The following is a 25,063-nucleotide window of genomic DNA, read 5'->3' as shown; positions in this document are numbered from 1 at the left end:
GTATATCGATTACTACAATAATGAACGAATTAAACAAAAACTGGCCGGTATGAGCCCGGTAAAATACCGAACTCATGCCAGCCAATTAGCTGCATAACTAAAACTCTAACTTTAAGGGGTCACTACCTTATGCAAGAGGCTTCTTTTTCTGAAGAGGTATCCAAATTTCACTTGTAAAGGTTGGTGAGGAAAAATCCGTGCTTGTATGACGCACGATTTCTGGACCAGCAACCTGTTCATAGCCAGATGATGGGAACCACTCCGCATAAATGCGCCCCCATGTTTCCTGCAGTGTTTGTGGGAATGGTCCAACTGCTTCAAAGACAGCCCATGTACAAGCGGGTACATCCAACTGTGAAAAATAGTGAGACGTTTCGGTTGTGGCTACGCCGATATAATGATCAAGTTCGCCCTTTTCCTCCATTCTGCTCTCGGAAAAGTTAGTGGAGGCTTGGATAATTCCCATTGGTTCTACATTCGATAGCTTTTTTAGGTGCCCAATATCCTCCAATGTTAATGAACGTGCCATTTCAGTTATCGCTTGATTTTCTCCTTGAAAAACGATAGGTACTCTTTTCATGAGACCAACGATGTGAAACGCTTCTTTTTGTTGGAGTCGGTAATTCATTTCACAACCTCCTTGTATGGTAAGTTGGAAGGTCATTCGTGGAAACGCTTTTAGGTGCTGACCATTTTGCCTCGCCTCCGATGGTGTGATGCCATGCATTTGCTGAAAGGCTCTTGTAAATGCATCTGCAGAGCGATAGCCATAACGAATCGCGATATCGAGAATTCTCATAGATGAATCTGATAATTCCAGTGCGGCAAGCGTTAGACGCCTACGACGAATATACTCAGACAGCGAGATGCCTGCCAGAAAGGAAAACATACGTTTAAAATGATATTCCGAGCAATAAGCTAATCTCGCAGCTTCTTGCACATCAATTTCCTCTGTTAGATTGGCCTCGATATACGCAATCGCCTCATTCAACCTTGTTAAAGAATCCACTTCTATCACCTTCCTTATCATTACTTTAGCAGGAATAGTAGCCCTCCATCCGACAATTGGTGCCCCATTTAGTCGCCTTCCAAAAAATAATCTATCGAACAGGCAGATAACTAGCTTTTAAAGCTACTTTCACATACATATAATAGTGTAAAGCTAATTTTAGCCTTACACCTCCTGACTTGATACTTAGGGTCACTGCTCGCACAGTGGCCCTATGAAAATAATAGATCATTGTGTCGCACCATAATTTCCGTTACAATATTTGTAAGAATTGTCTATTGAGCTGAAGGCAGTAACATGAATCGTCTTTTCCAGTGGTACAAGCATTTGCATACTCATTCCTATAATTATTTTAAAATCCTTTCATGATGAGGATGTTTTTCGCCATTCGTAAAAAAGCAAAATTTCTACTGCGTCTCATCCTATTGATTATTTTACTGTTTTTAGCTATAACTGCCATTGTGTATCAAGCGATAATGTCTATTATTTTTTTCAATCCTACTACTAGGCATGTTAGGTATGGCACTTTTTTTACATAGAAAAGATGAAGGAGAACAATAAATGGTGAATAGTAAGCTATTACTTCTAATATTAGGTTGGGTCAATGTGGTAGCTGCCCTTCTCCTATTCCAAGCTTTTTGTGGGCTTATGGCAATTTGTATGGGCATCGTACTTAAAAAGGATTATCAAGCACCAACCCATGGGCTGGTCTTGATAGTAGTTGGTATCTTGAGTACTGTTATAGGTTGGTTGCTCAATCACTTCTATATGTAAAAATGACCAAGAACCTCGATTCTTGGTCATTTTATAATTAGCGATAACTATTGTGTGTGGGTTCAAATAATGCTTCGTCGGCGTTTCGTACAAGTGAGAAATGATCCACATTATAATGGCCATGTAGGATGTCGTTATGGTGTGCAACCGTATCTTCTGGTGATAAGTAGCGGAACCATTTGTTGAATGGCCATCTCCCACCAAAGTGACATCAAAGCCCTGTATAGTTGCTGCTCTAACTGCTGTATCCACACAATGCTCGGTTTTGCAGCCCATTATCACCAAATGCTCTACCTTATTGGCCTGTAAATAATCGAGTAAGCCTGTCTTATAAAAAGCGTTGGTAGCCAGTTTATCAAAATAAACAGCGGTAGTCGGTACTTGGATCGCTTGATGTACCTGAAAGCCTTCCCCTTCTCCACCAGCTACATCCTGATCACGCACAAAGATAATATGTGCCTCTGCCTCAATAGCTTTTTGAATAACGGCATTGATGGTTTTAAGCAATTCATCCTTGCGATAGACGGCTTGTTCATCCTGATTTCCCTCGATTAATTCTTGCTGTGCATCAATGACCACTAGTGCTTGCTTCAAAAGCATCTCTCCCTTATCGTTTGCTAACAATATTTTACCATTAATAGTTAATTTCTGATATGCATTATTTTATAACTTTTGAAACCGTCATGCCATCCCCAATGGCACTTGGGTGTTGCCATTTTTCATAGTTATCCTTATCAGCATCAATGAAAAAGAAATCAAAACACTGTCCTGTTGCCAGAAGCTTTTCAGGCTTTCCAATGCAGGATCTGTTATACGTTACCTGCTCAGCAAAGCCTGCCTTGGCAAAAATTCTTGGCTGCCAGCTGTGCATATTTTTCCTTTAACTCTAGGGAGGTCACTTTGCCTTCCCCTTCCATTCCTCTCGCTAGACAAATTTCTAAAATAGCCTTTAACCTAGTAATCAATACAAGCATCGTCAACAGCTTTCCTGATGATCGAGACACAGAAATAGCAGGCATACCATTTTCGTCAATGGAGGACAGGACATCCTCTAATAGGGCATCGTACTGATAAAATACCTCATCTATATAATTTCATGTGCGTTATCTTCCTCTTGTAGACTGTCGTTTGTTTCATTTTCTTATCGGTGGCTTTTAATTCACCGACTAAAATTTGCTGAATGGATTGAAATTCTGGCTGTTCTAATTGCTGTTTAATGGTTGCTCGCTTCACATGCAGCATCACATCTCTAAAAATGAAATCGCTTTGCCTTTTGCTCCTCACTGTAACGCGCCTTCCATGCCTCTGTGGCACCCTCCACGGTGATGTACCTCTCTCATATGCTCTCTAAATCCAGATCCTTCATTTCTAAAACACCCCTTTTATGTACAAACGTATACAAATTGCCAATTAAACATAATGCTTTCATGCTCCAACATATGTTAGACAATAGTAAACGTATCGGAATGGAGGTAAGATGAGTGAAAAGGGTTATAAAATATGTGTTGGGCATCGGTACATTATTGATACTGTCAGGCATATTTTTAATTGGGGTACAATCTCACTATAATCAGAAGGAAATTAAAATTGCCAGTAAGCTATGTCTCGAAAATGGCGGACAGCCTACTATCATACGCGATTATTTGGCCTTGAATTACTCCTTTTCCTGTCAGAAGAACTGAGGTAGTACATATATGGATGGTGAACTGCGATGCTAGAAAATCGAGTAAATTTCATCTATCTTTCAGGCAAATGGCTAGCTAACAAGATTACTTTTACATACAAATAGTAGTGTAAAGCAAATCTAGCCTTTCCACAGCTCTCCTGTTTTGAGGTCACTTTCCTTGGAAGGTGGCCTTTTTGGCATGAAAAAAGACGTCATGTCGACGTCTTTAATGTTTGATCGATATCCTCAATCAACCTATCCACTTGTTCCTTTGTTATCTTGATGACATATAATTCTGTCGTTTCGATTCCATCAAGGCTTGTTAGGTGTTTAGGATATTGATAGTTATTTGTTATCTCCTTGTCCATACAATCACCTCTTCAATAGATATATTCGACATAAAGTATAGCAAACCTTCTATAAAAAGGAAAATAACAGTATATTTTTTCACTAAAATAGCTATCATTTGGACGATTTAGGATGAAAAAAGGTTAAAACGATAAGTCCATTTAGACTATCCTTGTGTAAAAGTGATTATTGCTTACCAAATTTCGCAATTTTTTTGAGGTAGAATGACCCGGTGAAAACAATGATACCTCCATAGACTTGCAGCATCACATTACAGGCACTTCTTCAATGGTTATACTGAGAAAGGTACACCCAACGACAATGATTACCATCTCGATGATGACAAGAATATATTTCACCGTATTTCCTCTTTTCTAGTAGGCTAGTCCGACACGTGTTTTCATGAATTCCTCGCTAAAGATTTGTTGGTAGGCAAAATCTGCTGTATCCGCTACAGAAATTTCGCTACCTCCCTCTGGCAAGAAGTTGCGTTCTGCTCGATAGTTTCCTGTCCAGGGTCCATCAGGTAAATAAGTAGGACAAACAATTGTCCAATCCATAGCAGATTGCTCTAATTGTTCGAATACACGCTGGTGCTCCTGTGCAGCAAAGGTCGATTTTCGTTTCGATTCCGTTGATTGGTAACGAAGAAGAGTTGGCGTTACACGACTTTGTAAGATCCCAGCTGTTCCAATCGTAATGATTCTTGTCAACTGTTGCTTTGTCATCGCTTCAAGAATCAATGGTAAGCTAGCCGATAATGTAGTGCCTCCATCTGTATTTAATGCACTCACCACCACATCTACATGATGCATTGCCTGCTCGATATCCTGCTTGTTTAAAACATCACCTTTCATTACACACAGCTGTTGGTGATGGTGCGGTAATTTATCAGGATTTCGAACTAAAAGGGTGACCTCATGCTGATCCTTTATTGCTAGTTCCACCAACTGGCTGCCGACACGTCCACTCGCGCCTAATATTAATATTTTCATTTCTTTCACCTCTTTTATTATTATATTACAATTCCCTTTATATGTAAAAAGGCACAAATCACAGTGCCTTCCCTCGACTATTCACGCTCTAGTAGTTGAACATCGACCATAAATAAATGCATATTATTCTTTTGGGCCAGCTCATCGATAATCGATTGAATTTCACTTTCTGTACTGACATCAATTTCTTCCCCATCGTGTAATTGAATAGTGATGACTTGATGCGCTGGAGAGTCTATTAGATAACCGACTGTACTATCAGGTGAGTAGCCTGCCGCTCGTATGGCCTGTAACACTTGTTTTGTAAAATTCGTAGCTTGTAATTTTTCGCCAAGCTCCTCTGCATAGGGAGTTGCTCTTTCAGGGCTCGGGGCTATAATAGAAGGCTCCCTTTGTGCCTTCCACAATGAAATCACAACCAGTAAGCACATGAATAAAAAGAAGATTTGCAGAACACTTTTCATACATTCGCTCCATTTCTCCATGAAATTTACAGGCGGAAGTCTAGCAATCTTTTGCCCTGAAATTGTTATTATTCTCACAGCTATGTATGGCTATTTCTCTCTTTAATTATTAAAAAATAATTTTCTTCTTGTACAGAGGGCAAATTACCAAGAAGTTTTGTTTGTGGCTTCATAGATTAGAAATGTAAAGGTTAGCGCTACCATTACTAAAAAACTAACAAAAAGGGAGATTAAAAGATGCAGGATAGTAGATTTAGTCAATATATGAATTGGAATCATAAAAAAGAAAAGTGCTGTGAACAATATGTAAAATGCTATTGTCATTTAGAAAAAAAATGTGAACACAAACAAGAAGAATGCAAATGCAAACAGAAGCATGAGCATTGCAAATGGGAACAGAAACACCAGCGATGTAAGTGTCATGAAAAGGATGACCATTGTAAATGGGAACATAAGGAGGATTCTTGCTCCTGCAAAAAAGAGGAGGAAGAGTACTACTACGAGATGGATTATTCCAAAGATCACAAGTGTAAAGGCTGTATTTGTCATCAATTAAGATGCTTATCTCCTGGCACTTTGGTAGATGTTATTTTAGCAGGTGGCGGTAGCTTTGTAGGAATTTTCTTCATCAGCTTAGATCCTAAAACTTGCTGTGCTACATTCTTAGAGGTAGATGCAGCAGCAGCAACACCACTTATCATTGATTGCCAGCAAATTATTGCCATTAGAAACGCGTAACTGTTCCATTATCCTATTTGACACCAATTCATATACCATAATCCTACCACTATAAGCACATTTAATCTTCTGCCAGGTTCGCGAAAACCATACCTGGCAGAATTCATATTTTTCAGCTATTCATTGACAATGACTTTGACAATGGGCTCTAATTTTCCTCTATTCACATCGCCAAGATAATCAACATCCACTACGACAGCTCGTGGCTCAAAACGTTGGATACATTCAATGAGGCGTTTTGTGTTTATTTTCTTCATACGCTGGAAGGGTTTACGAATATCAGTCCTTGTCACATATTCGCGAAGCGGACAAGGAATCGTAAACGTCGATAAAATAAATGCTACATTTTGTAATATACCTTCCACGCCTGTAGCATTACCATTAACATTACTTAAAGCCGTTACTTGATGTGTCATTCTATCAACCTTTCTTCTACGTTCATACGATTGGTACGTTGGAAAAAGAGCACTTTGTTATTTATGCTTGCTCATTAAAAATTATGAACGCTTTGTTTTTATGTACCCAATGTTATTTTTATTCAAACAACATTCTAGTTGATAGGTTGACCTACAGGCTTAGCGCATGATGGCATAGTAAATAACATACAGCCAGCTAAAACAGCCGTGGATAATTGCCCAGATGATGGAGTGATGCACACTCCATGAGATCGTAATTGCTAAAACCGAACCAAAGCCAATGCCATTTTTGACCACCGTTTTATGCTCCACTTTTCTCACCTTCCTTGTGCTTTTTAACTCTCCTTCTTGCCATCGCAATCGGTTTCCCTCCTATCTTTTTCTATGTTTATGCATGAACGAACAAGGGCAATCTGAAAGAAAGGATGTGATATTATGATATTTTTCATGCTGACTGCCACGATTGGCATCCCAAGCCTTATGGTGTATCTTCAGCACAAATGGGTTAGCTTTCGCTTTCTTTTCAACATACTAGGCGTCATTGCTGCGATTCTGTTTAGCACGATTGCCGCTACAGCTATAACGAACATTATTCTTGAGGATGTGGTCTTTATGACAACGATTCATGCTGTGTTCTTAAACCCAGTCTTTCTGATTACAGGGGCGTACGCTGGCTTATATCTGATTTACCGGTTCATCATGATAACAATTCATGAAAGAGACAAGCCCCCATCCCTTTAGTAGAAGTCACAATAGACGTGCCAAGTCTGGATGGTTGGATTGTAGAAAAAATAAAAATTGCCATGATCCACAATGTTCAAACGTGCTTTTGCATCGGAGGCAATTTGAAGGACAAATGGCGCATCGTCACCAAAATCAACGCCACTTTGACAAAAGCTCGGATAGCCACCAATTTTATGGAACGGATAGAGGTTTTCAACGATATCCTCAAAATAGTCGAGCTGTTCTTCCTGCTCCAATGTCAGAATCTCTTCCTCCAATTGAGCAGGAATACCACCCCCATCCCATGTTGGATAGTCATTTGTCATATGTTGCGGTAGGAGTGGAAATGCACGAATTTGTTTATGCTGCCATTCGCGCTTCACTAAGCCTTCCAAAGTGGTGTACGTTCTAATATCAAAATAAGAACAAAGATCATCCTCCATGAGATGATCTAATAGACGTTCATCAACAAAGACTGTGACTAATTGAAAAGGCTTTAATGCCATCGGTACGTAGGGTAGGTCTTTTAGAAAGAACGTAGCGAGCGGCTGATAGCCAGATGTTGGCTGCTCTTCTGGCAAGGACCAGCCAACATAGCCAATCCAGCTTTCCAATAAATCATGTGTAGGTCGAATACCACCCGTTTGAAAAATCGTGGCCTGCTTGGCTAATTGAGCCCGAATTTGTTCAATGGCCATCCGCTAGCTCCTTTTGTCGACAGCAGCAATCCGTTGTATGGTCGTTTACCATGCCCACTGCCTGCATAAAGGAATAACATATTGTACTACCGATAAATTTAAAGCCATCTTTCTTCAATTGCTTGCTCATACGATCACTAACTTCTGTCGTCACAGGCACCTCTTTGATGGATGCCCACTCATTCATAACTGGTTTGTGATCTACAAAGCCCCAAATATAATCTGAGAATGAGCCATGCTTTTCCTGTATTTGGAGATATGCTTTAGCATTTGTCACCACACTAGCTATTTTTAATTTATTGCGAACAATCCGTGTGTCTTGCTGCAATTCCTCTAGCTTGTCTGCTGTATAATGGATAATTTTTTCCACATCGAATTGATCAAATGCCTCACGATAGCCTTCACGCTTTTGGAGAATCGTCCACCAGCTCAAGCCAGCCTGTGCCCCCTCCAAGCAAAGCATCTCGAATAAATACTGGTCATCATAGACCGGTACACCCCACTCCTTGTCATGGTATTCCACATACAAAGGCTCATCTAGCTTGACCCAATCACATCTTTTCATTTTTATACCCTCCATTTTATGTATCCTTTACTTAATAGCTGTAATGCAAAGCCATCCTTTACTTGATTTTTCCGTGACATAAACGGTTTGAAAACCGATACGTTCTAATAATTGCTTCGTTGCCTCAGGTGTTTGATAGGCTTTCATATGATAGTTCATCTTGTAGAGCTCTGCTATGATAATAAATTTCCCACCGTTTTTCAGAACCCGCCATACTTCCTCTACATTCTGCTCCAAGGATGGCCAAAAATAGTGCGTTTGAAAGGCCGTAATCGCATCAAAAAACTGATCATCGTATGGAATGTTTGAAACGCTTGCTTCTTTCACAAAGACCCTACCACTGGCAACATTTGCTTTATTCAATTTGATCGATTCCTTCACTGCCTGTGTGGAAAAATCTATCCCATATATTATACCATTTGGATTCAATTTGGATAAAATTTGGAGCGTTTTCCCACCACCACAACCTATGTCTAATACACGATCACCGTCATTGATAGCTCCTTGCCTGATGAACCATGCATTCATACCACGATGGGCAAAATTCATGATTTGTAGCATCGTTGAGCCAATCCATCCATTTGGCTTTTTCGCTTGTTCAATTAACGTTTGCAAGAGTGACATGATTGGACTCCCCCCTTCAAGTAAAATTGTTAAAATAGAAATTAGAGCTTTAAAATAAAAACGCTTACTAGTTTGTACGTACTTCAAAACAATTTGTTTCATTTTTTACAAAGGAGGAAGATTTCATGATACAACAAGCAAAGCAGAAGGACGCTCATGCTGCAGCCTCATTAGCCCTACTACTCTGGCCCAATCATACACTAGAGGAATTTACCGAAGAGATGACACAGCTGCTAAAGGAAGAAAACGCAGCTATTTTCCTTGCCTGTGACGATGACGAAGCCGTTGGATTTGCCCAATGCCAGTTAAGAACAGATTATGTAGAAGGCACCGACTCGAGTCCAGTGGGCTATTTAGAAGGCCTTTTCGTGAGGGAGGACTATCGCCAGCAGGGCTATGCAAGACTGCTTGTGAAGAAATGTGAGCAATGGGCAAAGCATAGGGGCTGTCTAGAGTTTGCCAGTGACTGTGAATGGGGCAATGACGAAAGCCTAAGGGTTCATCTTCAGCTCGGCTTTACAGAAGCCAATCGCATCATTTGCTTCACAAAAAAATTATAAAAATGGCTGACAAAAAAATCACAGGCGTTGCAAACATAACACCTGTGATTTTTCGACATTTTTTAGTTTAGATATGTATTGTTGGAAATATTTCGTTCGCGCTCATCTATGATTAAATGGATCATTAATGCGAGTTGTTGTTCGATTCGCATATTATTTAGATGTAAGATATCAGCAATTACATTCTTTTGCTTCTCTGCTAATTCCATCTCCTCTAGCATTAACATAATTTCTTCTTTTGTCAGCCCAAACATACTCATATCACCCCAATACTCTCTCTATTTATTATTTTAAAATCATTACTCCCATTTCATAATTAACGAAAATTTATCTTATTGCATGAACCATTTTTACTAATTATAGGTTTAAACATGGAAAATAATCAATCTATTATCCATATTTATTTAATATTTTTTTTACATTAAGTAAAAACTTTTATTATGTTGGTTATAACTTATACAAAGATTGTATAAGTTTTCCTGTGGAATATTTCAAAATATTGCAGTAATTGCAACAAGACATCTATACCATTATAAAAATATTCTTGCATTTTGTCGAATTATAGATTTTTTTGCACAAATTAAAATTAATTTACAGCTCAAATGTATTCCTTTACCCATTTTTCACATATTTAAAACATCAATACACGAATCCATAAAAAAAGTAATTTCAAAATTGAAACTACTTGTCTTATTTGTATAATCGGCTTTTATATTATTTTTTTAATATCATGTTTCACTATTTCTATTTTCATGTCCTCAATTTGGGAAACCTTTGATACTGTATCCTTCTGCCATGTCGCTGACTGTACATGTCCTTGCACAAATAATTGGCTGTTTTCCTGGACCACCGCTGGAGCCTTTACTGCAGCTATATCTGTATGACGCATTTCCAATAAGGATTTATTGGACAACGCTAAAAATGGTCTAGCCGCCTTATCCACCCTACAATTTTCAATACGCCCCATTGATTGATCTGACCAAATCATGGCATAAGAGCTTTCTTGACCATCTTTAAAATAGCTATTAGCTATCTCAAAAATTGCATCAATGCACGTGATTCCGTTTCCTTCCATTTGTTCAAAGGTGCAATAGTGTGTAAATAATCGGGCATTGTTGATATAGATATGGTGGCTTTGCAGCTCTCGAATCGTTGTATGATGCATCATGATTTTGGCATGTTCATTACCATAAACACCCCCTGATTGCCCAAATTGAATAATCGATTGCTGTAGCTTTAATCCACTAGCATCAACAATAATATGAAATTGCTGATGGTTTTGAATTTTACATTGGTTCATCGAAACATTTGCTTCATCCACAATGGTAAGCCCGACAGCCATGCCATTGCGAACATGACATGTATGAAATTCCACCTTGCTATTTTCAATCAACACCTGCGCCTTGACATGCCGAGAAACTTGACAATCATAGAACTTAGCTTCGGTTTTTTCTCCAAGATACAGCCCATGACTTTGACCATCTGAAAAAATAGAATCAGATACCATTAGTTCACTGCGATGAACCACCATATTGGTATCAAGATGCTCTTTTATTTCACAGCCATCCATCCTGAAAGTCGTGCTATCAAACAATTGAATGCCTACCCCTTGCCCTTGGTGAACTAGACAATTGGTCATCGCAATCTCACTCGACGCAGCCATTACTTGTGCCTTGTCATGACCATGAATTTCACAGTCCTCCATTGTCAGCTTGACATGGCGAATCGCAAAAATACCATGCTTCTTCCCTTCCAACAGCATACAATTCGTCAAGGTCAGCTCACAGTTTTGAGCGATAATCTGTGCCTTCCGATGATGCTCAAATGTCGTGTCGACTAGAATAACACTGGAACCATTCGCCACACGCAAACCAAAATGATTCAGTGGCGTAGCAAGCACTGCACAATTTTTCATCAGCAAACTACCATAGCTCACCATCATCTGCGTTCGAATCAATTGCTCCTCAATCACACAATTCTCAAGCTGTAAATCGCCTTTCACATACAGCCCCTGCCCTTGCCGGAACCGTAAATTACGCATCGCGACAGGTGTTTGATAGCGAATAAATACGCCACCCTTGATGGTCACATTGCCAACCCCATACAACGTCAGCCGCTTGGCAATATCCAAGCTTTCCTCATAAATCCCATCCCGAATTTCAATCATATCCCCAGGCGCCGCCTCTTCAATCGCCTGCCCGATACTTTGATAACGATGCATAATACTCCTCTTCACCACAAGTACAGCCATTTACACACTCCTAACCAAAAAATGTTCGTACCCTATTTATATACCGAACATGCTTGTGCTTATTCAATTTTGTGTAAAATTGCTGGAATATGCAGGCGTTTATTTGGAATGTTTGACGGTTTAATGAAAGTGGGGTGGTTTTAGGCTTAAATATGAAAAGCGGTTAAGGGTATGCTGTTCGTTTTTTGGGTTGGTATCGGGGTTTTAGAGTCTATTTATATTACACTTAGTTAATGTAAAACAATGACGGTATTTATTGAAGTTGCTGAGAATGACGAATCCTCAGCAACTTATATTCCACTTAGTTAATGTAAAACATTTCGAGATTGCCAGATGGTTGAGTAAATGCTCCATTTATATTCCACTTAGTTAATGTAAAACAGTCACAGGTGGAGGCTCAATTTCAACGTGGTGAAATATTTATATTCCACTTAGTTAATGTAAAACCGCAATTGAACTATTATTTCTGGAGTACCTTCGTTATTTATATTCCACTTAGTTAATGTAAAACTATTTGGAATTTTTTAACTGAATTAGTTGGTACGCTATTTATATTCCACTTAGTTAATGTAAAACTGGAAGTCACTTAGTACCAACAACCGAATATGTCAAATTTATATTCCACTTAGTTAATGTAAAACGCCTGTAATCCCTGATCAGTTAGCTAAAGTTGATTTATTTATATTCCACTTAGTTAATGTAAAACGAAAATACGGTAAGACGACTACGAAATGGTGAAGCGATTTATATTCCACTTAGTTAATGTAAAACATCCACCATTTGTAAATCCACTTGCCGTAGTTTGATATTTATATTCCACTTAGTTAATGTAAAACGCGGTTCTTTAACCAGAAAATTTGAGCAGTTACGTCATTTATATTCCACTTAGTTAATGTAAAACCATGAATGCATTCTCTCGACACCCCGCAAGAACATATTTATATTCCACTTAGTTAATGTAAAACTTGCTGCATTTCCTCGTTATAAAATGTCCAATCATCATTTATATTCCACTTAGTTAATGTAAAACACTTTACCGACGCTAAGTCGTTCATGATAATTCATTATTTATATTCCACTTAGTTAATGTAAAACATTGCACATCCAACAATTACATCATTAACTTTACGATTTATATTCCACTTAGCTAATGTAAAACAATTGTTGAAACCTTTAGTTCCATCATTGGTGATGTAATTTATATTCCACTTAGTTAATGTAAAACTATATAATCAGCGACAATCAATTGCTGCTGTAATATTTATATTCCACTTAGTTAATGTAAAACTATTATTGACGATGTTCATCAGCCCTGCACCAACATTTATATTCCACTTAGTTAATGTAAAACGTAGCGTAACCTTGTACAGCCAGACTAACAGTCATATTTATATTCCACTTAGTTAATGTAAAACGTTAATGCAGCCACTCCTGCAACCGCTAAACCTACATTTATATTCCACTTAGTTAATGTAAAACCCTTGCGGCAGAAATATCTCCATCATCCTGTGACGCATTTATATTCCACTCAGCCTGTTCCATTTTACTACTAGATTTCACTTCTCCTACATAATGCTTGTCCATCATATCAATCCGAATTAAATTTTCTATCCATACTTCTTTTGATTTTTGGCGTTGATAGGACGTATCGTGCAATACCTTCCCTTGCTGTACTTTATCGTCCTCATCCTCAAAGCCAAGTTGATGTGAATGTAACCATAGCTTGCGCTCGCATACTTTCAAATATTGGACTTGCAAACCGGTTGCCTTTAAATCATCCCATTGCAAATGCTTTCACTCCTTGTATGGTATTTTCCATAATTATTGAAAGAAGGCATCTACATCATTTACAAAAATTAAGCCGAGTTCCTCTGTATATTGATAGGTCACAACTGGATATTCTGTATAGCGATCAACTCTAATTGTTGAAGTAACCTCTCCATTTTTTCGTTTTCTTGCATTATCATATGCCCAAGTTGCGATAGGCACTGTGAATTTTTGCAATTCAATTAACAAATTAATCTTCGCCTGCCATGCTAATCTTTTAGATAATTCATTCTTTATATTCTCTATTTCTAATTCATTTTCCCTATAAACACCATATGGTATCACCAATTGATTTTGAATATCTCTTAAGGTCGGCTTATTCTCCTCTTGATAAGGTAATAAATCCTCATACCAGGCTAATGTTTCATCGAATGTTTGAATATATTCGCACTCTGCTCCTAAAGCTTCTCTACTATACACTTGCTCCACAATTTCCATTTTAATTTTCTCATCCATTAGCTGATTGTTATATTGCAGTAGCACTTCCTTGGATTTAGAAAAAATTGTAAAATCAACAACAGATTTTTTGTTGTTCGCAATACCTGATGGCAATGGCTCGCCTGTAAAAACGTAAATATTTGGTATGTTTTTTACATAATCTCGCGTTCGATAAATACGTCCCATACGTTGAAATAAACCTGATGCCTCTGAAAGCTCAGTAAATAAAATATCAAAATCAATATCAACGCTTGCCTCTACTAACTGTGTAGTAATCCATATTCCCGTGTTTAGGCAATCTTTGTTTCCTAATGCTAAAATTGCATCTTCCTTTTCTTGACGGTGCTTGGTGATAAAACGACTGTGTAAAAGAGAAGCCTTTACCCCTGTTTCTTCAAATTCTTTATATAATTGCTGTGCTTTCGTCACCGTATTCACAATGATTAATACCTTTTTTTCCATTGGATGCTTTAAAATTTCTTCTATCGTCAAATCCTTTTCAACAATTTGCATAAAATGACGCTTAATTGGCTGATTATTGGCAGCGAATTTTAAAAATGGGTCTTCTCGTTTTTCAAATGGCACTTCCAATCGTTTCAACGCTTCTATGAAAAGTGGTGGCAATGTGGCAGTCATAATTAAAAACTTACCGCCTATATCCGTAACATACTTCAACCCTAATACGATAAAGGCAGCTAATCTTGCGCTGTACATTTGAATTTCATCAATGATAATTTTGCTATAGGCTAATGTGGCAAGTTTCATTTCAAAGCCTGGATATAACCCGACAAAATCAATAATTTGATCGATTGTCGTCACTGTAAGCGGCATAGATAAATTTTTCGCATGTGTAATCGTTTTTAAATCAAGGTCTTGCTCATCTGCACGTTTGACATATTCAGCATGCATACCACTATGTAGCAATCCTGTATTCTTTTTGCTGCAACCAATTTCATTAATCAATCTGTCATAAATCGCATTGATGGACACTTTTAATGGCAGCGTGAAAATGCCCTTGTCATTACCAAGCCACCAAAGAGCTGCTTCTGTTTTCCCAATCCCCGTTGACGCAATGACTATATGATTCTCTTGTTGGAGAGTATATAAATAGTCTTGCAACTCATTCCTAGTGCGCTTTTTATTATCAAAATACTTTTTCATTTTTTGCGGTAAATCTTCAGGAGGAATTTCAACTTCATAATCTCCACTTGCCGCATAATCCAACTTGTTTAAAAAGCCCTTTATGCGAACGAAACGATACAGTTGCTCACGGTTTTTAAGAAATGTTCGATCGGTAAATTTTCGATAATCAAATTTAGGTTCTTCACGAATATTAAAATCATCATTTAATAGTGACACATATTTTTGTAAATCCTTTTTAATCTCATCACCACTCTCGTACATATTTTGCTCTGCTCGTTCGTGGTGATAATAAACAGCTAAAATTAATAACGTAGCATCCTCTTTACCATAGAGAGTGATTAGATTTTTAATCGGCATAAAAGCACAGCTTAAGTAATTGTGAGGAATTTCATCTATTTCAGGAAATAAATCCTCTATACGCTCTTCTATTGTGCGTACTTTATTCTGAAATTTGGTATTTGCCTTTCCTAAATCATGGTACTTCACCGCTTGTAATAAAATGTCCCAATCTTTCTTTGACAGTGCATTTGGATAAATCTTACGAAATATTTCCCATTTTTTAATTAAATGGTTTGTATGCTCAATAATCGTTTGTGCGGCGGATGTTTTTGTTGCTGATTTTGCTAGTAGCTTTTCAAACATCTACAAACCTCCTTATAAAAAAAGAATGGAGAACATTCCCCCACTCTTATACTAAAAATACGGTATAGCCATCCTTATCGAAAAGCACGTTTTCATATGCAGCAAGATAGTTAGTTGAAGAAGCCGGTACATGGGAAACAATCACCTTTTCCCACTGACGAATGTGCTTTCCTTTAGCAATTTCTAATAATTTATATGTTTTATTTAAACGATAGGATGTACCGACTTTTCCATAAATATCATTCTTGGTCATCGCTTGCGGAATAAAAATATCAAAATCAACTCTCTTGTCTTCATCCATTTTTTGAATTTCTAACTCCACTTCCGTCACTACATTAATCTGCAATAAATCCTCGCGTCTACCTAGTGATAAATATTCAGCAGGTGATTTTAGTGCGTCAATAATGATTGGAATGTATTGCTTGTCCTCTGGTACAATATGCAATACTAGTTCGACATCTACTAATAGCTCTGTTGTGGAAACACCGCGTGTAATCCCCTGTGATTTCCCATCTGATAACTCCACTTTCAACTGATGGCGACCTTGCTCATACGAACTACCAGCAAACTCATAGCGCGTCCATAAATCATTGACCTTTGCATGATATTTCCCCTGAATACTCACCTGCATTGGCACATAACTTGTAAAGCCACATGCCGCATGCACCATGCCAATAACAGTTGAGTACGGGGGCAGTGGATATGATTCCTTTAATTGAAAACTCGTAGGCTTTTTGTAGTTCACTAGGTTCTGATAAGCCTCAATCCGAATCCCCTTCATATGTTCACCTGCTTACTTATAATAATCTGATACAGACTGCTCTAGCTGCGCGAAGAAGTCTGCCATTGGTTTTGCTTGTAAACTTTGCTCAATTTCCTCGTCGTTTGCTAATAATCCTTTGACTAAGCCAACATGTGTATGTTGTTGAATATGTGAATCCAATGCTAAAATTCCCTCAACCGTTGCAACGGCAAGCTTATTATTTTGAAGCTTTAACCGATTTTCGAAAAATGGATTTTTTAAATCATAGACACCACCGATCGCAAAAATTGGAGCTAAATTCTCTCGACGCCCTTTTATATCACGATATAAAAATTTTAATGTACGTAATAAAGAAATAACACGTTTAGCACGTTCCTCTAATGGAATTTCAATTTGATCGTTTGTATCAATCCCAATCTTATCTAAATCCACCGTTAGTGTGTATGCATAAAAGGATTTATGAATTTCACTTTGTGCAATATTTCCACCTCTTAATTCCTCATTAGCTGTTGCACTTTTATGGCGGTCAAACAACCCTTTATTCGTTAAAAATTCTAAATCTGTATTATAACTTTCCAATGCGACAGCATTGGATAAGCGTACCACGGCAGCACGAGTTCTCGGTGGTTTTACCGTTTTCATATAGCCGAACAAATCAATTTCAGGATAATCTGCGATTGTTGCATCTGGGTGAAATTGAATAACGGAGCCATCCATACCCAATGGCGTGTGATTGATATCCATTTGTTCGACAATGTTATAACGCAATGCTTGACGTGAAATATACGTGTACACTTCATGATCTCCACGGGAAATTTTTTTCAAAGAAGCAACGTTGCCAACACCCTCACCATAGTTGGCACTTTCTGCTTCAACTATCATACTGACTGTTAATCCTTTTTTATTCATTTACTTGCTCCTCCTTTGCCATATCCTCTTTTTTGAAATCTTTTCCATTTAATCCTATTAAAAATGCGTAGCCAATTGTTTGGAATTTTTCAATATCACTGAGTGTTGTTGTGAAAAATAGGGGGATACCTAATTTTTCATGGCGTTTATAGCTATACGCCTGTACAATTGTTTCCATAAATTTATTAGGATTTTTTACTTTTAAAGCATTTAACAAACGGTGTGAAATAGCATTTAATTTTGTTTCTTGACCTCGATATACTTTTCTTAATTCGTAGCCGCTAATCCGAATACTTCTTAACTCTTTATCTGTCATATAATGTGAACCTCCATTTAATACATAATTTGAAATTTTCAGAATTTTATAGATAGAAAAAGTATCCGTATATTTATCATCGATTACTAAACGTATTAAACGATAGAGTAAATCACTAAAGCGTTGTCCATTATAAAAACGTCGAATAACTTCTTGATAGAGGCTTATATAGTCTCCGTTTTCCTTAACAAATTTCCCCGTCAAGTAATGGAAGTCATTCCGGTTATCATAAAGCTGCTGTGCTTTGTCACGGGATAACATATTGAATGTATAAGGTCTGGATTCATTATTTTTGTCATATTTAACAATCTGGATATTGTCAATTTCTACATTCTTCTTGTTTTCTGCGTGTTGATACATTTCATTGATAATTTTTGAATATGCCATTTCCTCCAGCTTATCGCGTGTATATTCTTCTCCTCTATCGTTGCGTAACTGAATTTTATTGTAAGCTAGTAACTCGACAATGGATTGATTGCTATTGATAAAGAGACCTATCCCATTTTTCAATGTGAAGCCTAATGGCAGACAACTATACACAATATTACAGATTGGACAAATAAATAGATTGCGCTGATGGTTCCAATAATGCGAGGATTTTCTTGCCCCATCAACCCCTAAATTTTGTACCCAAGTAAGATCAAATGCCTCTGAGATAGACTTCATTTTATTGTCACAGCACGCACATGTTAATTTATTTTTTCCATACTTTTTTTCATCTTTCTTTGACGTTAGAAAATCTTGAGCAGGTTTGATGAAGTAATTAAAATATTCTTCATAGAGATCCTTTTTACTTGCATTGCTATTTAGGAAGGAGACATTGGACCAAAAACCTTGAATAACTTGATATGTAAGGACACGTGGGATGATAAATCGCTTTGCATCCTTATGCTTTAAATGCTCGACAATTTGTAGTAATGCGTCCACAGCGTCTCCAATTTGAGGCTGAATTTTTTCCAAGGTTTCTTTTTTCCTCTGTGTTACCTTTTTTAAACTTTTTGCAGCCTCTAAAAAATCAAATGGAATCGCAGACAGAAATGGATAGACATTCTTATAACTATTCGATGACAGCCAGTATTTCACTTTTTCAATATGGGCATTGAGCCGTTCTAAGTTTTTTTCATCTCCAATGTCAGTTTTCGCTCTTACTAAAAACTCTACAATAGTAGGATTAGTCATTTTATAGTAATTTGTTTCATGTCCATATTGAGCAGATAAATAGGCAAAATAATGTTCTTCAAAGTTCGCTAAATTGCTTTCTGGAAAACTAATAGTCTGATAATCGCTCTTACTATACTCTAGCTTTGCATAGTCAAATACACGGCAAAGTCCCAAAATACTGGCATTGTAAATTGTTTCATCTAACTGTAGTTCAATCATTCACTTCACCTCCTACTCATTCACCATTTCAATGCAGCCTAGCATTTGTGATCTTCTAAAACCAATACCCGTCTGCGTTAATAAAGCTAAATCTTCTGGATGTCCTCCTAGTACAAAGCTTCCTTCAAAACCATTCAAATAAAGAATTCCTTTTTCATTTAAATTTTTAAGCTTGTCATGCTTTAACTGCACAACTTTTTTATGCATCATTACTGATGTAAAAACTAGTGGCTGATGCAATGTCCGCCCAGCAACAGATTTTAGGCATTCATTTGCTGCATAATTCAATTCCTTCTCATAATCAGGATCATCAATATTTAAATATTGATTGTTTTTATCTTTAATAACGATGGTGCTGTTTGTTTTAAATAGAGCTTGAGATTTTGTAGGTAATTTTTCAGATAAAAATTTAACATGCTTAATGTGTAGGGTGTATGACTTATATTGCATTTGCTGATGCTCAAGTAAGCCATTATACAGAGTTATCATAAAATTTATATCAGAAGAAGAAATGGTCATACGAATGTCTTGATGGATGATAAATTCATCACCTTCTAGCGTATAACCATTTAAATAAATCGCTCCTGTAAAAGGACGCATCGCCTTGTTAGCTTGATGTTCCTCAAAGCTATACAAACTTTCCTTTAATTCTGGATTGACAGAAGATAGTCCGGCTTTAACTACACTCCCAGCTAAAAAATGATAATGCTTAGGTATTTTCTCCGCTTCCATAATGATCTGCAACCTCATTTGGCTTCACCTCCTTTTTATTTCATAGACTACTCCTAGATATAGTAAGGATATTTTTAGGAGTTAATTTACATTTATAGTAATTTATTTTTCACATTTAGTCAATATTTTCTAAAAATTAAATTATTATTAAAATTATATAGGATAACTATTTATTTTGTGATTTTATTCTCATTTATTTTCTTAGCTTTTATTGATAAGATAGGAAAATCATGTTTAACTAAGTGGAATTTAAATATATATTTTTAAATAATGTTTAATTTTTTAGAAAACTATCTCATTTTTTATTAACTATGTGGAATTTTACTTACTTCAAGTTCTTACTTTCTTAAAAAAAAACTACAAAAGAGCCTACTTGAGACTATTTCGAGTAGGTTTTTTACATAGCTGATTACTTTTAGTAATTCTAACAAACTTCATTTAATTTCCTTTACCCTCTTCACTAAACGCCGATTACACATGATGAGGATGTAACACAAGTAAGGCAAATTTATAAAGCATGAAAATATTTAACATAGATACAAAACTCCCTATGAGAATGTGGTCGACATGACCTATTACTTGAATAAAATGGATTTTCTCCTCTTTATAAAAATTGCAGTGAATCATTTTACAACATTAAATCCCTTCAATGCTTTCCATGCCAAGCATTGAGGCACTTGAATAACAAAGGGAAATTTTCAAACTACAGATTGACTGCAAAAAAATGATATTAGTCTCAAAGTACAACCTGATAAAGCGTTGAAAAATAAGGTTTTTTTGATTATGCTTAAGGTGGGGTTTTCATTAACTAAGTGGAATTTAAATCATGAATTAGCTCGGTGCAGTCGTTTACTCGTAAACGGGTTTTCATTAACTAAGTGGAATTTAAATGTGATAAAAGCAAAAGAATTATCTCAATCAGAGTTGGGTTTTCATTAACTAAGTGGAATTTAAATGCTAAAACTGAGTATGAATTCCCAGAGTTTGATCTGGGTTTTCATTAACTAAGTGGAATTTAAATTACACAGTTGATCGACACGCTCTGTCACTGCCTGTCGGTTTTCATTAACTAAGTGGAATTTAAATGGACTTGTTTAACATCACTTATGTGTTGTACTTCTGGGTTTTCATTAACTAAGTGGAATTTAAATGATGGCACTTTAATTAGATATGATGCGATTAATCACGGTTTTCATTAACTAAGTGGAATTTAAATAAGTATTTGAGGAGCGATTTGTTGAGTACGACATTGGTTTTCATTAACTAAGTAGAATTTAAATTCAATTTCAAGCAGGATTGAGACTTGAGCATTTGTGGTTTTCATTAACTAAGTGGATTTTAAATCAGTAACAACAGCAAGTCATATCGCAAACTCGTTAGGTTGGGTTTTCATTAACTAAGTGGAATTTAAATAATGGCTCTAATGCTAATGCAAGCTCCCTTAAATTCCGGTTTTCATTAACTAAGTGGAATTTAAATGTTTCACCAGAGCGTGATGCTGAATTAAAGTCTGAGGTTTTCATTAACTAAGTGGAATTTAAATAAGGTAACTTAATCAATATGATGAAAACAGCAGGGGGTTTTCATTAACTAAGTGGATTTATAATAAGTAAATAGGTTAGGAAGATATTGTCCAACTGAAGGCATTTTTATTAGCAAGTGGCATTTAAACCCTTGCAATCTATTATTCGCTAAAAAAACCAACAACAACCCAATCCCCTCGGTCATTGCTGGTTCTTTTCATTTACATTATTTCTTGCGTTTCACAAATACAATAACAAAAATAGCGGCTAGTGCTGCTAGGATGGCGATCATCCATACTGTGTTTGAGTTGGATGTTGTGTCATCTGCTGCGGCTGCTTGTTGCTCTTCTTTTGGAGTAGCGTTCGAAGACTCCATTTCTTTGGCATCCTCTTTCACCACTTGTGCAGTGCTAATTTGCACATATTGTAGTGTTGCTTCATTCGAGGCGGATGCTTCATGCTCGTGGCTGTCGCCATGGCCTTCTGCATGATCCCCATGGCTTTCCTCTTGCCCACCGTCATGTCCATGATGGTGATCCGCTCCTGTTGTAAAAATAGAACGTTCTAGCTGTTGCCCTACCCAGCTTTTGGCATCTGTTGAATCGGCAAAGATGCGAGGGTGTCCTGACAGCATGTATGTTTTACCGTCGATGATGATTCCTGTTTGGTCACCTGTGACTACGTCTTCAATCGTACCCGTTGGTCCTTCTGCAAAGCCGCCCATCTGAATAAGCGTATGTCCGCCCATATCAAATGTAAGGTGCTCTGTTAAGAATGCAATGTACTCTTCTTTCGTCATGGTTGCGTCAGGATTGGCTAGCTCAAGTTTATGATGAAAAAGTGCTGTATTTATTTCCTTGTACGTTATATCTCCCTCTAGCGAAGACACGTAATCCTCTTTTTGAGCTGCTTGTGCTAGCTCATCCACTGTGGCTCCCTCAAGGCCGAAAAAGCCACCTACCCAGCCTGCAAAGTCCTTGCGTGAAAGATTGTCTGTTGGGTTTAAGGCCATATCCTTGCCATTGTACCCAAGAAGCCCAATACTGTGTAGTACCATAATGTCCTGAATATTGGCGGCTGTTTCAGGGACATCCGTGAATAGTGTACTTTTATCCATCGTATGGGCGTAGGCAACGGGTGCCATGAATAAAGTACTCATCAATAATAAAAGTAAATATTTTCTCAAAATGATTCCACCTTCCAATCCCTTAGTATACAGATGAAATGTGAGGGAAGTTTGAAATCCACAGGTAATTTTTATAGCTTAAATTGACAAATCAGGGCGTTTAGTTGTTCAGCCATTTCTGCTAAATGCTCGGCACTATGTTTAATTTCCGCCATGGAGCTTGCCGTTTGCTCAATGGTAGCCGATGTTTCCTGAATGCCTGCCGCTGATTGTTCGGAGACAGCAGCAATTTCATCGACTGCTTTATTAATCGTGACCGTATTGTGAACAACCTCTGCTAGCTCCACTGACATACCTTCAATGCCTGTCGCAATGGCCTCTATAGCATCCGCAATTCGATAGAATGTCGTATTGGTTGCGGCCATTTGCGTTGTGCCCTTTTCTACTTCCTCATAGCCTTGCTCTAGCGAGGAGGCTACTGTATCGGAATCATCCTGGATTTTTCTAACAATCGCTGTAATATCATCGACGGAAAAGGCGACCTGTTCGGCTAACGTTCGAACCTCGTCAGCCACCACGGCAAAGCCTTTCCCCTGTTCCCCAGCTCTAGCTGCTTCAATCGCTGCGTTCAATGCGAGTAAATTGGTTTGGGCAGCTATCGTTTGAATGACCGCCACAAGCTTAGAAATCTCCTGTGTTTGCTTACTTAAGCCATTTACCTGATTCACCGCGTCCTTCACTGTATGCTGGATGGCTTCCATTTGTTTTGTGGAAGTGGTCATTAAGCTTCTACCTTCTTGCGTTAAAGCTTTTACGTTCTGTGAATACTGTAGAACATCTTTACTGCCGTGATGAACCGTAGTGACTTTGCTTGCAAAATCACTCATGGAGGAAGCGACATCAGAGGCGTGACCTGCCTGTAATTCTGTCCCACTTGCCATTTCTGTAACCGTATGAACAATTTGCTCTGTTCCTGTTTTAACCTCTGAGGTCGACTGAAGAAGCTCCTCACCATGTGCCGCCACATCATTGGACACCGTTTGAATATGCTTTAATAGACGATTTAAAATAGCTGACATCGTATTAGTCGCTTCCATCAGTTGTCCCACTTCGTCCTTCGATTGAACCTTCAAAGGCGGCTCACTTAAATCGCCATTGGTCATTTGTTGCATACGCTTGGTTAACGTCACGAGTGGTCTTGAAATACCAAGAGCACTTAATAGCTCAATTATCACTGCTAGAAGAACAATCACCACACCTACGATAATGGCAATTCGCTGTTTCTGTTCCCCAGCGGCAACACTGTTTTTCCCTACTTCATTAATGGCTAGTTTTCGTTGCTCAGCTAAGCCTTCGTAGCCTTCACGAATAGTTGTAGCTGTGTCATCCATTTTTGTGAGGTTTTGAGTAGCCAGATTGGTGTTCCCTTGGTCATATACCGCAAATACCTCTTGTTCAATATAATGGTTCCATTCCTTAGACATCTCCGCAAATTGTCCGAATTCGCCTGAGGAAGAGAATGCTGATCGTTTTTCTTCATTGCTTAGTTCCTTTGCAACATTATCCTGAAATATCTCTTTATACTTTTCTCTCCCAGAAAGTACATAGCCTCTAGCTGCCGCTATTCTTAAATCAATGGACTGTGCCTGCTCGTAATCGATGATTAATAGTTGTAATTCTTGCTGTACTATTTGCTCTGTCGCATCATTGCTTTGCTTGATGGCAAAGTAATTGTAAACAATATATCCCATCACGATTGCAATCACAATGCTAAAAGAAAAAACAATGCGTCTACTGATTGTTTTGAACTTCATTTGCAAAAACCCCTTATTTTCCTAATCTATTCCATCATTAAAAATCTACCATTTAATAAGGGCGATTAGCGGTTTTAGGAATTTTTGCTATATTTCCAGAAATAACTTGGTCAATATAATGTTTTTTATAGCATCTTTTATCGTACGCCTTTAGTACTATTCTTAATCCCAGCCATTGAACATTACATCGCCAATGGTTTGGCTATTAAAATAAGAGACGTATTTCCATTCTGTAGTAGATAGGCTATGGAACGCCTCATCCTTTATTAGTAATGTTGTAAGTGTCTCCGCTTCCAAGCATTTTCGCATAGGAAAATATTTATGCAGGTGAGGCTTGGATAAAAAGGTAAAGCTACTCTCCTCCTGCCTGGTAAAGGCGATGTACGGCATCAAACGATGATGAAGGATCGTCAGTGTTTCTCCATCGATTTCGATCAATGCCTGCATATAAACAAAGGGCGCTTGATCGATAAATTGCCGACCTTCGCTCGTTGTTCGCTTGTCACTAAATGGTACACCATCGACTGAAACATGCGCATGTCCTGCTCAATTAAATGCGCTGCATCGAAACCAGAAATTCCTTTTGTTAAACGCAAGTCATCCATCACTCCTTGTTCTT

The 25,063-nt window shown here is 37.7% G+C and carries 26 protein-coding genes, 2 pseudogenes and 2 CRISPR repeat arrays; of the genes and pseudogenes, 5 read left to right on the top strand and 23 right to left on the bottom strand.

Features of this window, described 5'->3' with window-relative positions; genetic code table 11:
- The first annotated feature begins 4 nt into the window (after window positions 1-4).
- On the top strand, window positions 5-97 hold the full coding sequence (locus JIN86_RS10950; RefSeq protein WP_370568678.1) for an IS3 family transposase: 93 nt from the start codon (window positions 5-7) through the stop codon (window positions 95-97).
- Window positions 98-127: 30 nt separating this feature from the next.
- Here the strand turns inward: JIN86_RS10950 and JIN86_RS10945 are convergent, their stop codons facing one another.
- The gene (locus JIN86_RS10945) at window positions 128-1,009 is read right to left on the bottom strand and encodes an AraC family transcriptional regulator (RefSeq protein ID WP_004228643.1); all 882 of its coding nucleotides are present in this window, start codon (window positions 1,007-1,009) and stop codon (window positions 128-130) included.
- Window positions 1,010-1,570: 561 nt separating this feature from the next.
- On the opposite strand from JIN86_RS10945, the gene JIN86_RS10940 reads away from it, so the two are divergent.
- A complete protein-coding gene (locus JIN86_RS10940) occupies window positions 1,571-1,783 on the top strand; it encodes a hypothetical protein (protein ID WP_004228646.1) in 213 nt (70 codons plus the stop codon).
- A 37-nt stretch (window positions 1,784-1,820) separates the two neighbouring features.
- Here JIN86_RS10940 and JIN86_RS10935 read toward each other — a convergent pair.
- From JIN86_RS10935 to JIN86_RS10925, 3 genes and pseudogenes are all read right to left on the bottom strand, one after another.
- Window positions 1,821-2,377: pseudogene (locus JIN86_RS10935) on the bottom strand (isochorismatase family protein).
- Window positions 2,378-2,441: 64 nt separating this feature from the next.
- The gene (locus JIN86_RS23550) at window positions 2,442-2,654 is read right to left on the bottom strand and encodes an O-methyltransferase (protein ID WP_004228649.1); all 213 of its coding nucleotides are present in this window, start codon (window positions 2,652-2,654) and stop codon (window positions 2,442-2,444) included.
- A gap of 209 nt (window positions 2,655-2,863) precedes the next feature.
- Window positions 2,864-3,067, bottom strand: coding sequence for a hypothetical protein (locus JIN86_RS10925; RefSeq protein ID WP_004228651.1), 204 nt, complete (start codon window positions 3,065-3,067; stop codon window positions 2,864-2,866).
- 197 nt (window positions 3,068-3,264) lie between these two features.
- Between JIN86_RS10925 and JIN86_RS10920 the strand changes: the two genes are divergently transcribed.
- Complete coding sequence (locus JIN86_RS10920; RefSeq protein WP_004228654.1) at window positions 3,265-3,465, top strand: hypothetical protein; 201 nt, start codon at window positions 3,265-3,267, stop codon at window positions 3,463-3,465.
- A 196-nt stretch (window positions 3,466-3,661) separates the two neighbouring features.
- On the opposite strand, the gene JIN86_RS10915 is transcribed toward JIN86_RS10920, so the two are convergent.
- The 3 genes from JIN86_RS10915 to JIN86_RS10905 form a co-directional block, all read right to left on the bottom strand.
- The gene (locus JIN86_RS10915) at window positions 3,662-3,817 is read right to left on the bottom strand and encodes a hypothetical protein (protein WP_004228656.1); all 156 of its coding nucleotides are present in this window, start codon (window positions 3,815-3,817) and stop codon (window positions 3,662-3,664) included.
- Window positions 3,818-4,171: 354 nt separating this feature from the next.
- Window positions 4,172-4,810, bottom strand: a complete 639-nt coding sequence (locus JIN86_RS10910; protein ID WP_483306275.1) for an NAD(P)-dependent oxidoreductase — start codon at window positions 4,808-4,810, stop codon at window positions 4,172-4,174.
- A gap of 59 nt (window positions 4,811-4,869) precedes the next feature.
- Window positions 4,870-5,256, bottom strand: coding sequence for a hypothetical protein (locus JIN86_RS10905; RefSeq protein WP_004228661.1), 387 nt, complete (start codon window positions 5,254-5,256; stop codon window positions 4,870-4,872).
- A 504-nt stretch (window positions 5,257-5,760) separates the two neighbouring features.
- Between JIN86_RS10905 and JIN86_RS23545 the strand changes: the two genes are divergently transcribed.
- A complete protein-coding gene (locus JIN86_RS23545) occupies window positions 5,761-5,994 on the top strand; it encodes a hypothetical protein (RefSeq protein ID WP_225340918.1) in 234 nt (77 codons plus the stop codon).
- A gap of 116 nt (window positions 5,995-6,110) precedes the next feature.
- On the opposite strand, the gene JIN86_RS10895 is transcribed toward JIN86_RS23545, so the two are convergent.
- The 5 genes from JIN86_RS10895 to JIN86_RS10875 all read right to left on the bottom strand — a co-directional run bounded on the left by JIN86_RS10895 (window position 6,111) and on the right by JIN86_RS10875 (window position 9,020).
- Window positions 6,111-6,410 carry a GPW/gp25 family protein gene (locus tag JIN86_RS10895; protein WP_004228664.1) on the bottom strand — a complete coding sequence of 100 codons (300 nt, stop codon included), beginning with the start codon at window positions 6,408-6,410 and terminating at the stop codon, window positions 6,111-6,113.
- Window positions 6,411-6,569: 159 nt separating this feature from the next.
- Complete coding sequence (locus tag JIN86_RS10890) at window positions 6,570-6,770, bottom strand: hypothetical protein (protein WP_004228669.1); 201 nt, start codon at window positions 6,768-6,770, stop codon at window positions 6,570-6,572.
- 377 nt (window positions 6,771-7,147) lie between these two features.
- Window positions 7,148-7,831, bottom strand: a complete 684-nt coding sequence (locus JIN86_RS10885) for a DUF1963 domain-containing protein (protein WP_004228673.1) — start codon at window positions 7,829-7,831, stop codon at window positions 7,148-7,150.
- Entirely contained in the window at window positions 7,821-8,396 is a 576-nt protein-coding gene (locus tag JIN86_RS10880; RefSeq protein ID WP_004228676.1) for a DNA-3-methyladenine glycosylase I, read from the bottom strand. Before JIN86_RS10880 ends, JIN86_RS10885 begins: the two co-directional genes overlap by 11 nt.
- A gap of 27 nt (window positions 8,397-8,423) precedes the next feature.
- The gene (locus JIN86_RS10875; protein WP_004228679.1) at window positions 8,424-9,020 is read right to left on the bottom strand and encodes a class I SAM-dependent methyltransferase; all 597 of its coding nucleotides are present in this window, start codon (window positions 9,018-9,020) and stop codon (window positions 8,424-8,426) included.
- Between the two features lie 125 nt (window positions 9,021-9,145).
- Between JIN86_RS10875 and aac(6') the strand changes: the two genes are divergently transcribed.
- A complete protein-coding gene (gene aac(6'), locus JIN86_RS10870; protein WP_004228681.1) occupies window positions 9,146-9,580 on the top strand; it encodes an aminoglycoside 6'-N-acetyltransferase in 435 nt (144 codons plus the stop codon).
- A 62-nt stretch (window positions 9,581-9,642) separates the two neighbouring features.
- Here the strand turns inward: aac(6') and JIN86_RS10865 are convergent, their stop codons facing one another.
- The 11 genes and pseudogenes from JIN86_RS10865 to JIN86_RS23540 form a co-directional block, all read right to left on the bottom strand.
- Window positions 9,643-9,834, bottom strand: a complete 192-nt coding sequence (locus tag JIN86_RS10865; RefSeq protein ID WP_004228683.1) for a hypothetical protein — start codon at window positions 9,832-9,834, stop codon at window positions 9,643-9,645.
- A gap of 455 nt (window positions 9,835-10,289) precedes the next feature.
- Entirely contained in the window at window positions 10,290-11,831 is a 1,542-nt protein-coding gene (locus tag JIN86_RS10860; RefSeq protein ID WP_004228686.1) for a right-handed parallel beta-helix repeat-containing protein, read from the bottom strand.
- A gap of 213 nt (window positions 11,832-12,044) precedes the next feature.
- A CRISPR array of direct repeats spans window positions 12,045-13,310; the repeat unit is 29 nt; unit sequence ATTTATATTCCACTTAGTTAATGTAAAAC.
- Window positions 13,311-13,370: 60 nt separating this feature from the next.
- Window positions 13,371-13,589: pseudogene (locus JIN86_RS23965) on the bottom strand (Dna2/Cas4 domain-containing protein); the annotation flags it as partial.
- 63 nt (window positions 13,590-13,652) lie between these two features.
- Entirely contained in the window at window positions 13,653-15,881 is a 2,229-nt protein-coding gene (gene cas3, locus JIN86_RS10850) for a CRISPR-associated helicase Cas3' (protein WP_202341930.1), read from the bottom strand.
- Between the two features lie 46 nt (window positions 15,882-15,927).
- Window positions 15,928-16,662, bottom strand: coding sequence for a type I-B CRISPR-associated protein Cas5b (gene cas5b, locus JIN86_RS10845; RefSeq protein ID WP_202341929.1), 735 nt, complete (start codon window positions 16,660-16,662; stop codon window positions 15,928-15,930).
- 12 nt (window positions 16,663-16,674) lie between these two features.
- Window positions 16,675-17,553: a type I-B CRISPR-associated protein Cas7/Cst2/DevR gene (gene cas7i, locus JIN86_RS10840; protein ID WP_004228700.1), complete on the bottom strand. Its 879-nt coding sequence runs from the start codon at window positions 17,551-17,553 to the stop codon at window positions 16,675-16,677.
- Window positions 17,546-19,249, bottom strand: coding sequence for a Cas8a1 family CRISPR/Cas system-associated protein (locus JIN86_RS10835; protein ID WP_237497214.1), 1,704 nt, complete (start codon window positions 19,247-19,249; stop codon window positions 17,546-17,548). The genes cas7i and JIN86_RS10835 overlap by 8 nt, the downstream gene beginning before the upstream one ends.
- Before the next feature lie 12 nt (window positions 19,250-19,261).
- Window positions 19,262-19,999: a CRISPR-associated endoribonuclease Cas6 gene (gene cas6, locus JIN86_RS10830; protein WP_004228706.1), complete on the bottom strand. Its 738-nt coding sequence runs from the start codon at window positions 19,997-19,999 to the stop codon at window positions 19,262-19,264.
- Window positions 20,000-20,777: 778 nt separating this feature from the next.
- Window positions 20,778-21,588: a CRISPR direct-repeat array (repeat unit 29 nt; unit sequence GGTTTTCATTAACTAAGTGGAATTTAAAT).
- A 142-nt stretch (window positions 21,589-21,730) separates the two neighbouring features.
- Window positions 21,731-22,690, bottom strand: coding sequence for a hypothetical protein (locus JIN86_RS10825; RefSeq protein ID WP_202341928.1), 960 nt, complete (start codon window positions 22,688-22,690; stop codon window positions 21,731-21,733).
- A 71-nt stretch (window positions 22,691-22,761) separates the two neighbouring features.
- Window positions 22,762-24,444 carry a methyl-accepting chemotaxis protein gene (locus JIN86_RS10820; RefSeq protein WP_202341927.1) on the bottom strand — a complete coding sequence of 561 codons (1,683 nt, stop codon included), beginning with the start codon at window positions 24,442-24,444 and terminating at the stop codon, window positions 22,762-22,764.
- 162 nt (window positions 24,445-24,606) lie between these two features.
- Entirely contained in the window at window positions 24,607-24,891 is a 285-nt protein-coding gene (locus JIN86_RS23540) for a hypothetical protein (protein WP_237497213.1), read from the bottom strand.
- Window positions 24,892-25,063: the final 172 nt, after the last annotated feature.

The organism is Lysinibacillus sp. HST-98, assembly GCF_016757845.1.
GTDB lineage: Bacteria > Bacillota > Bacilli > Bacillales_A > Planococcaceae > Lysinibacillus > Lysinibacillus capsici.
Note: the sequence above shows the minus strand (reverse complement) of the source record. Positions and strands in the feature narration are given on the sequence as shown.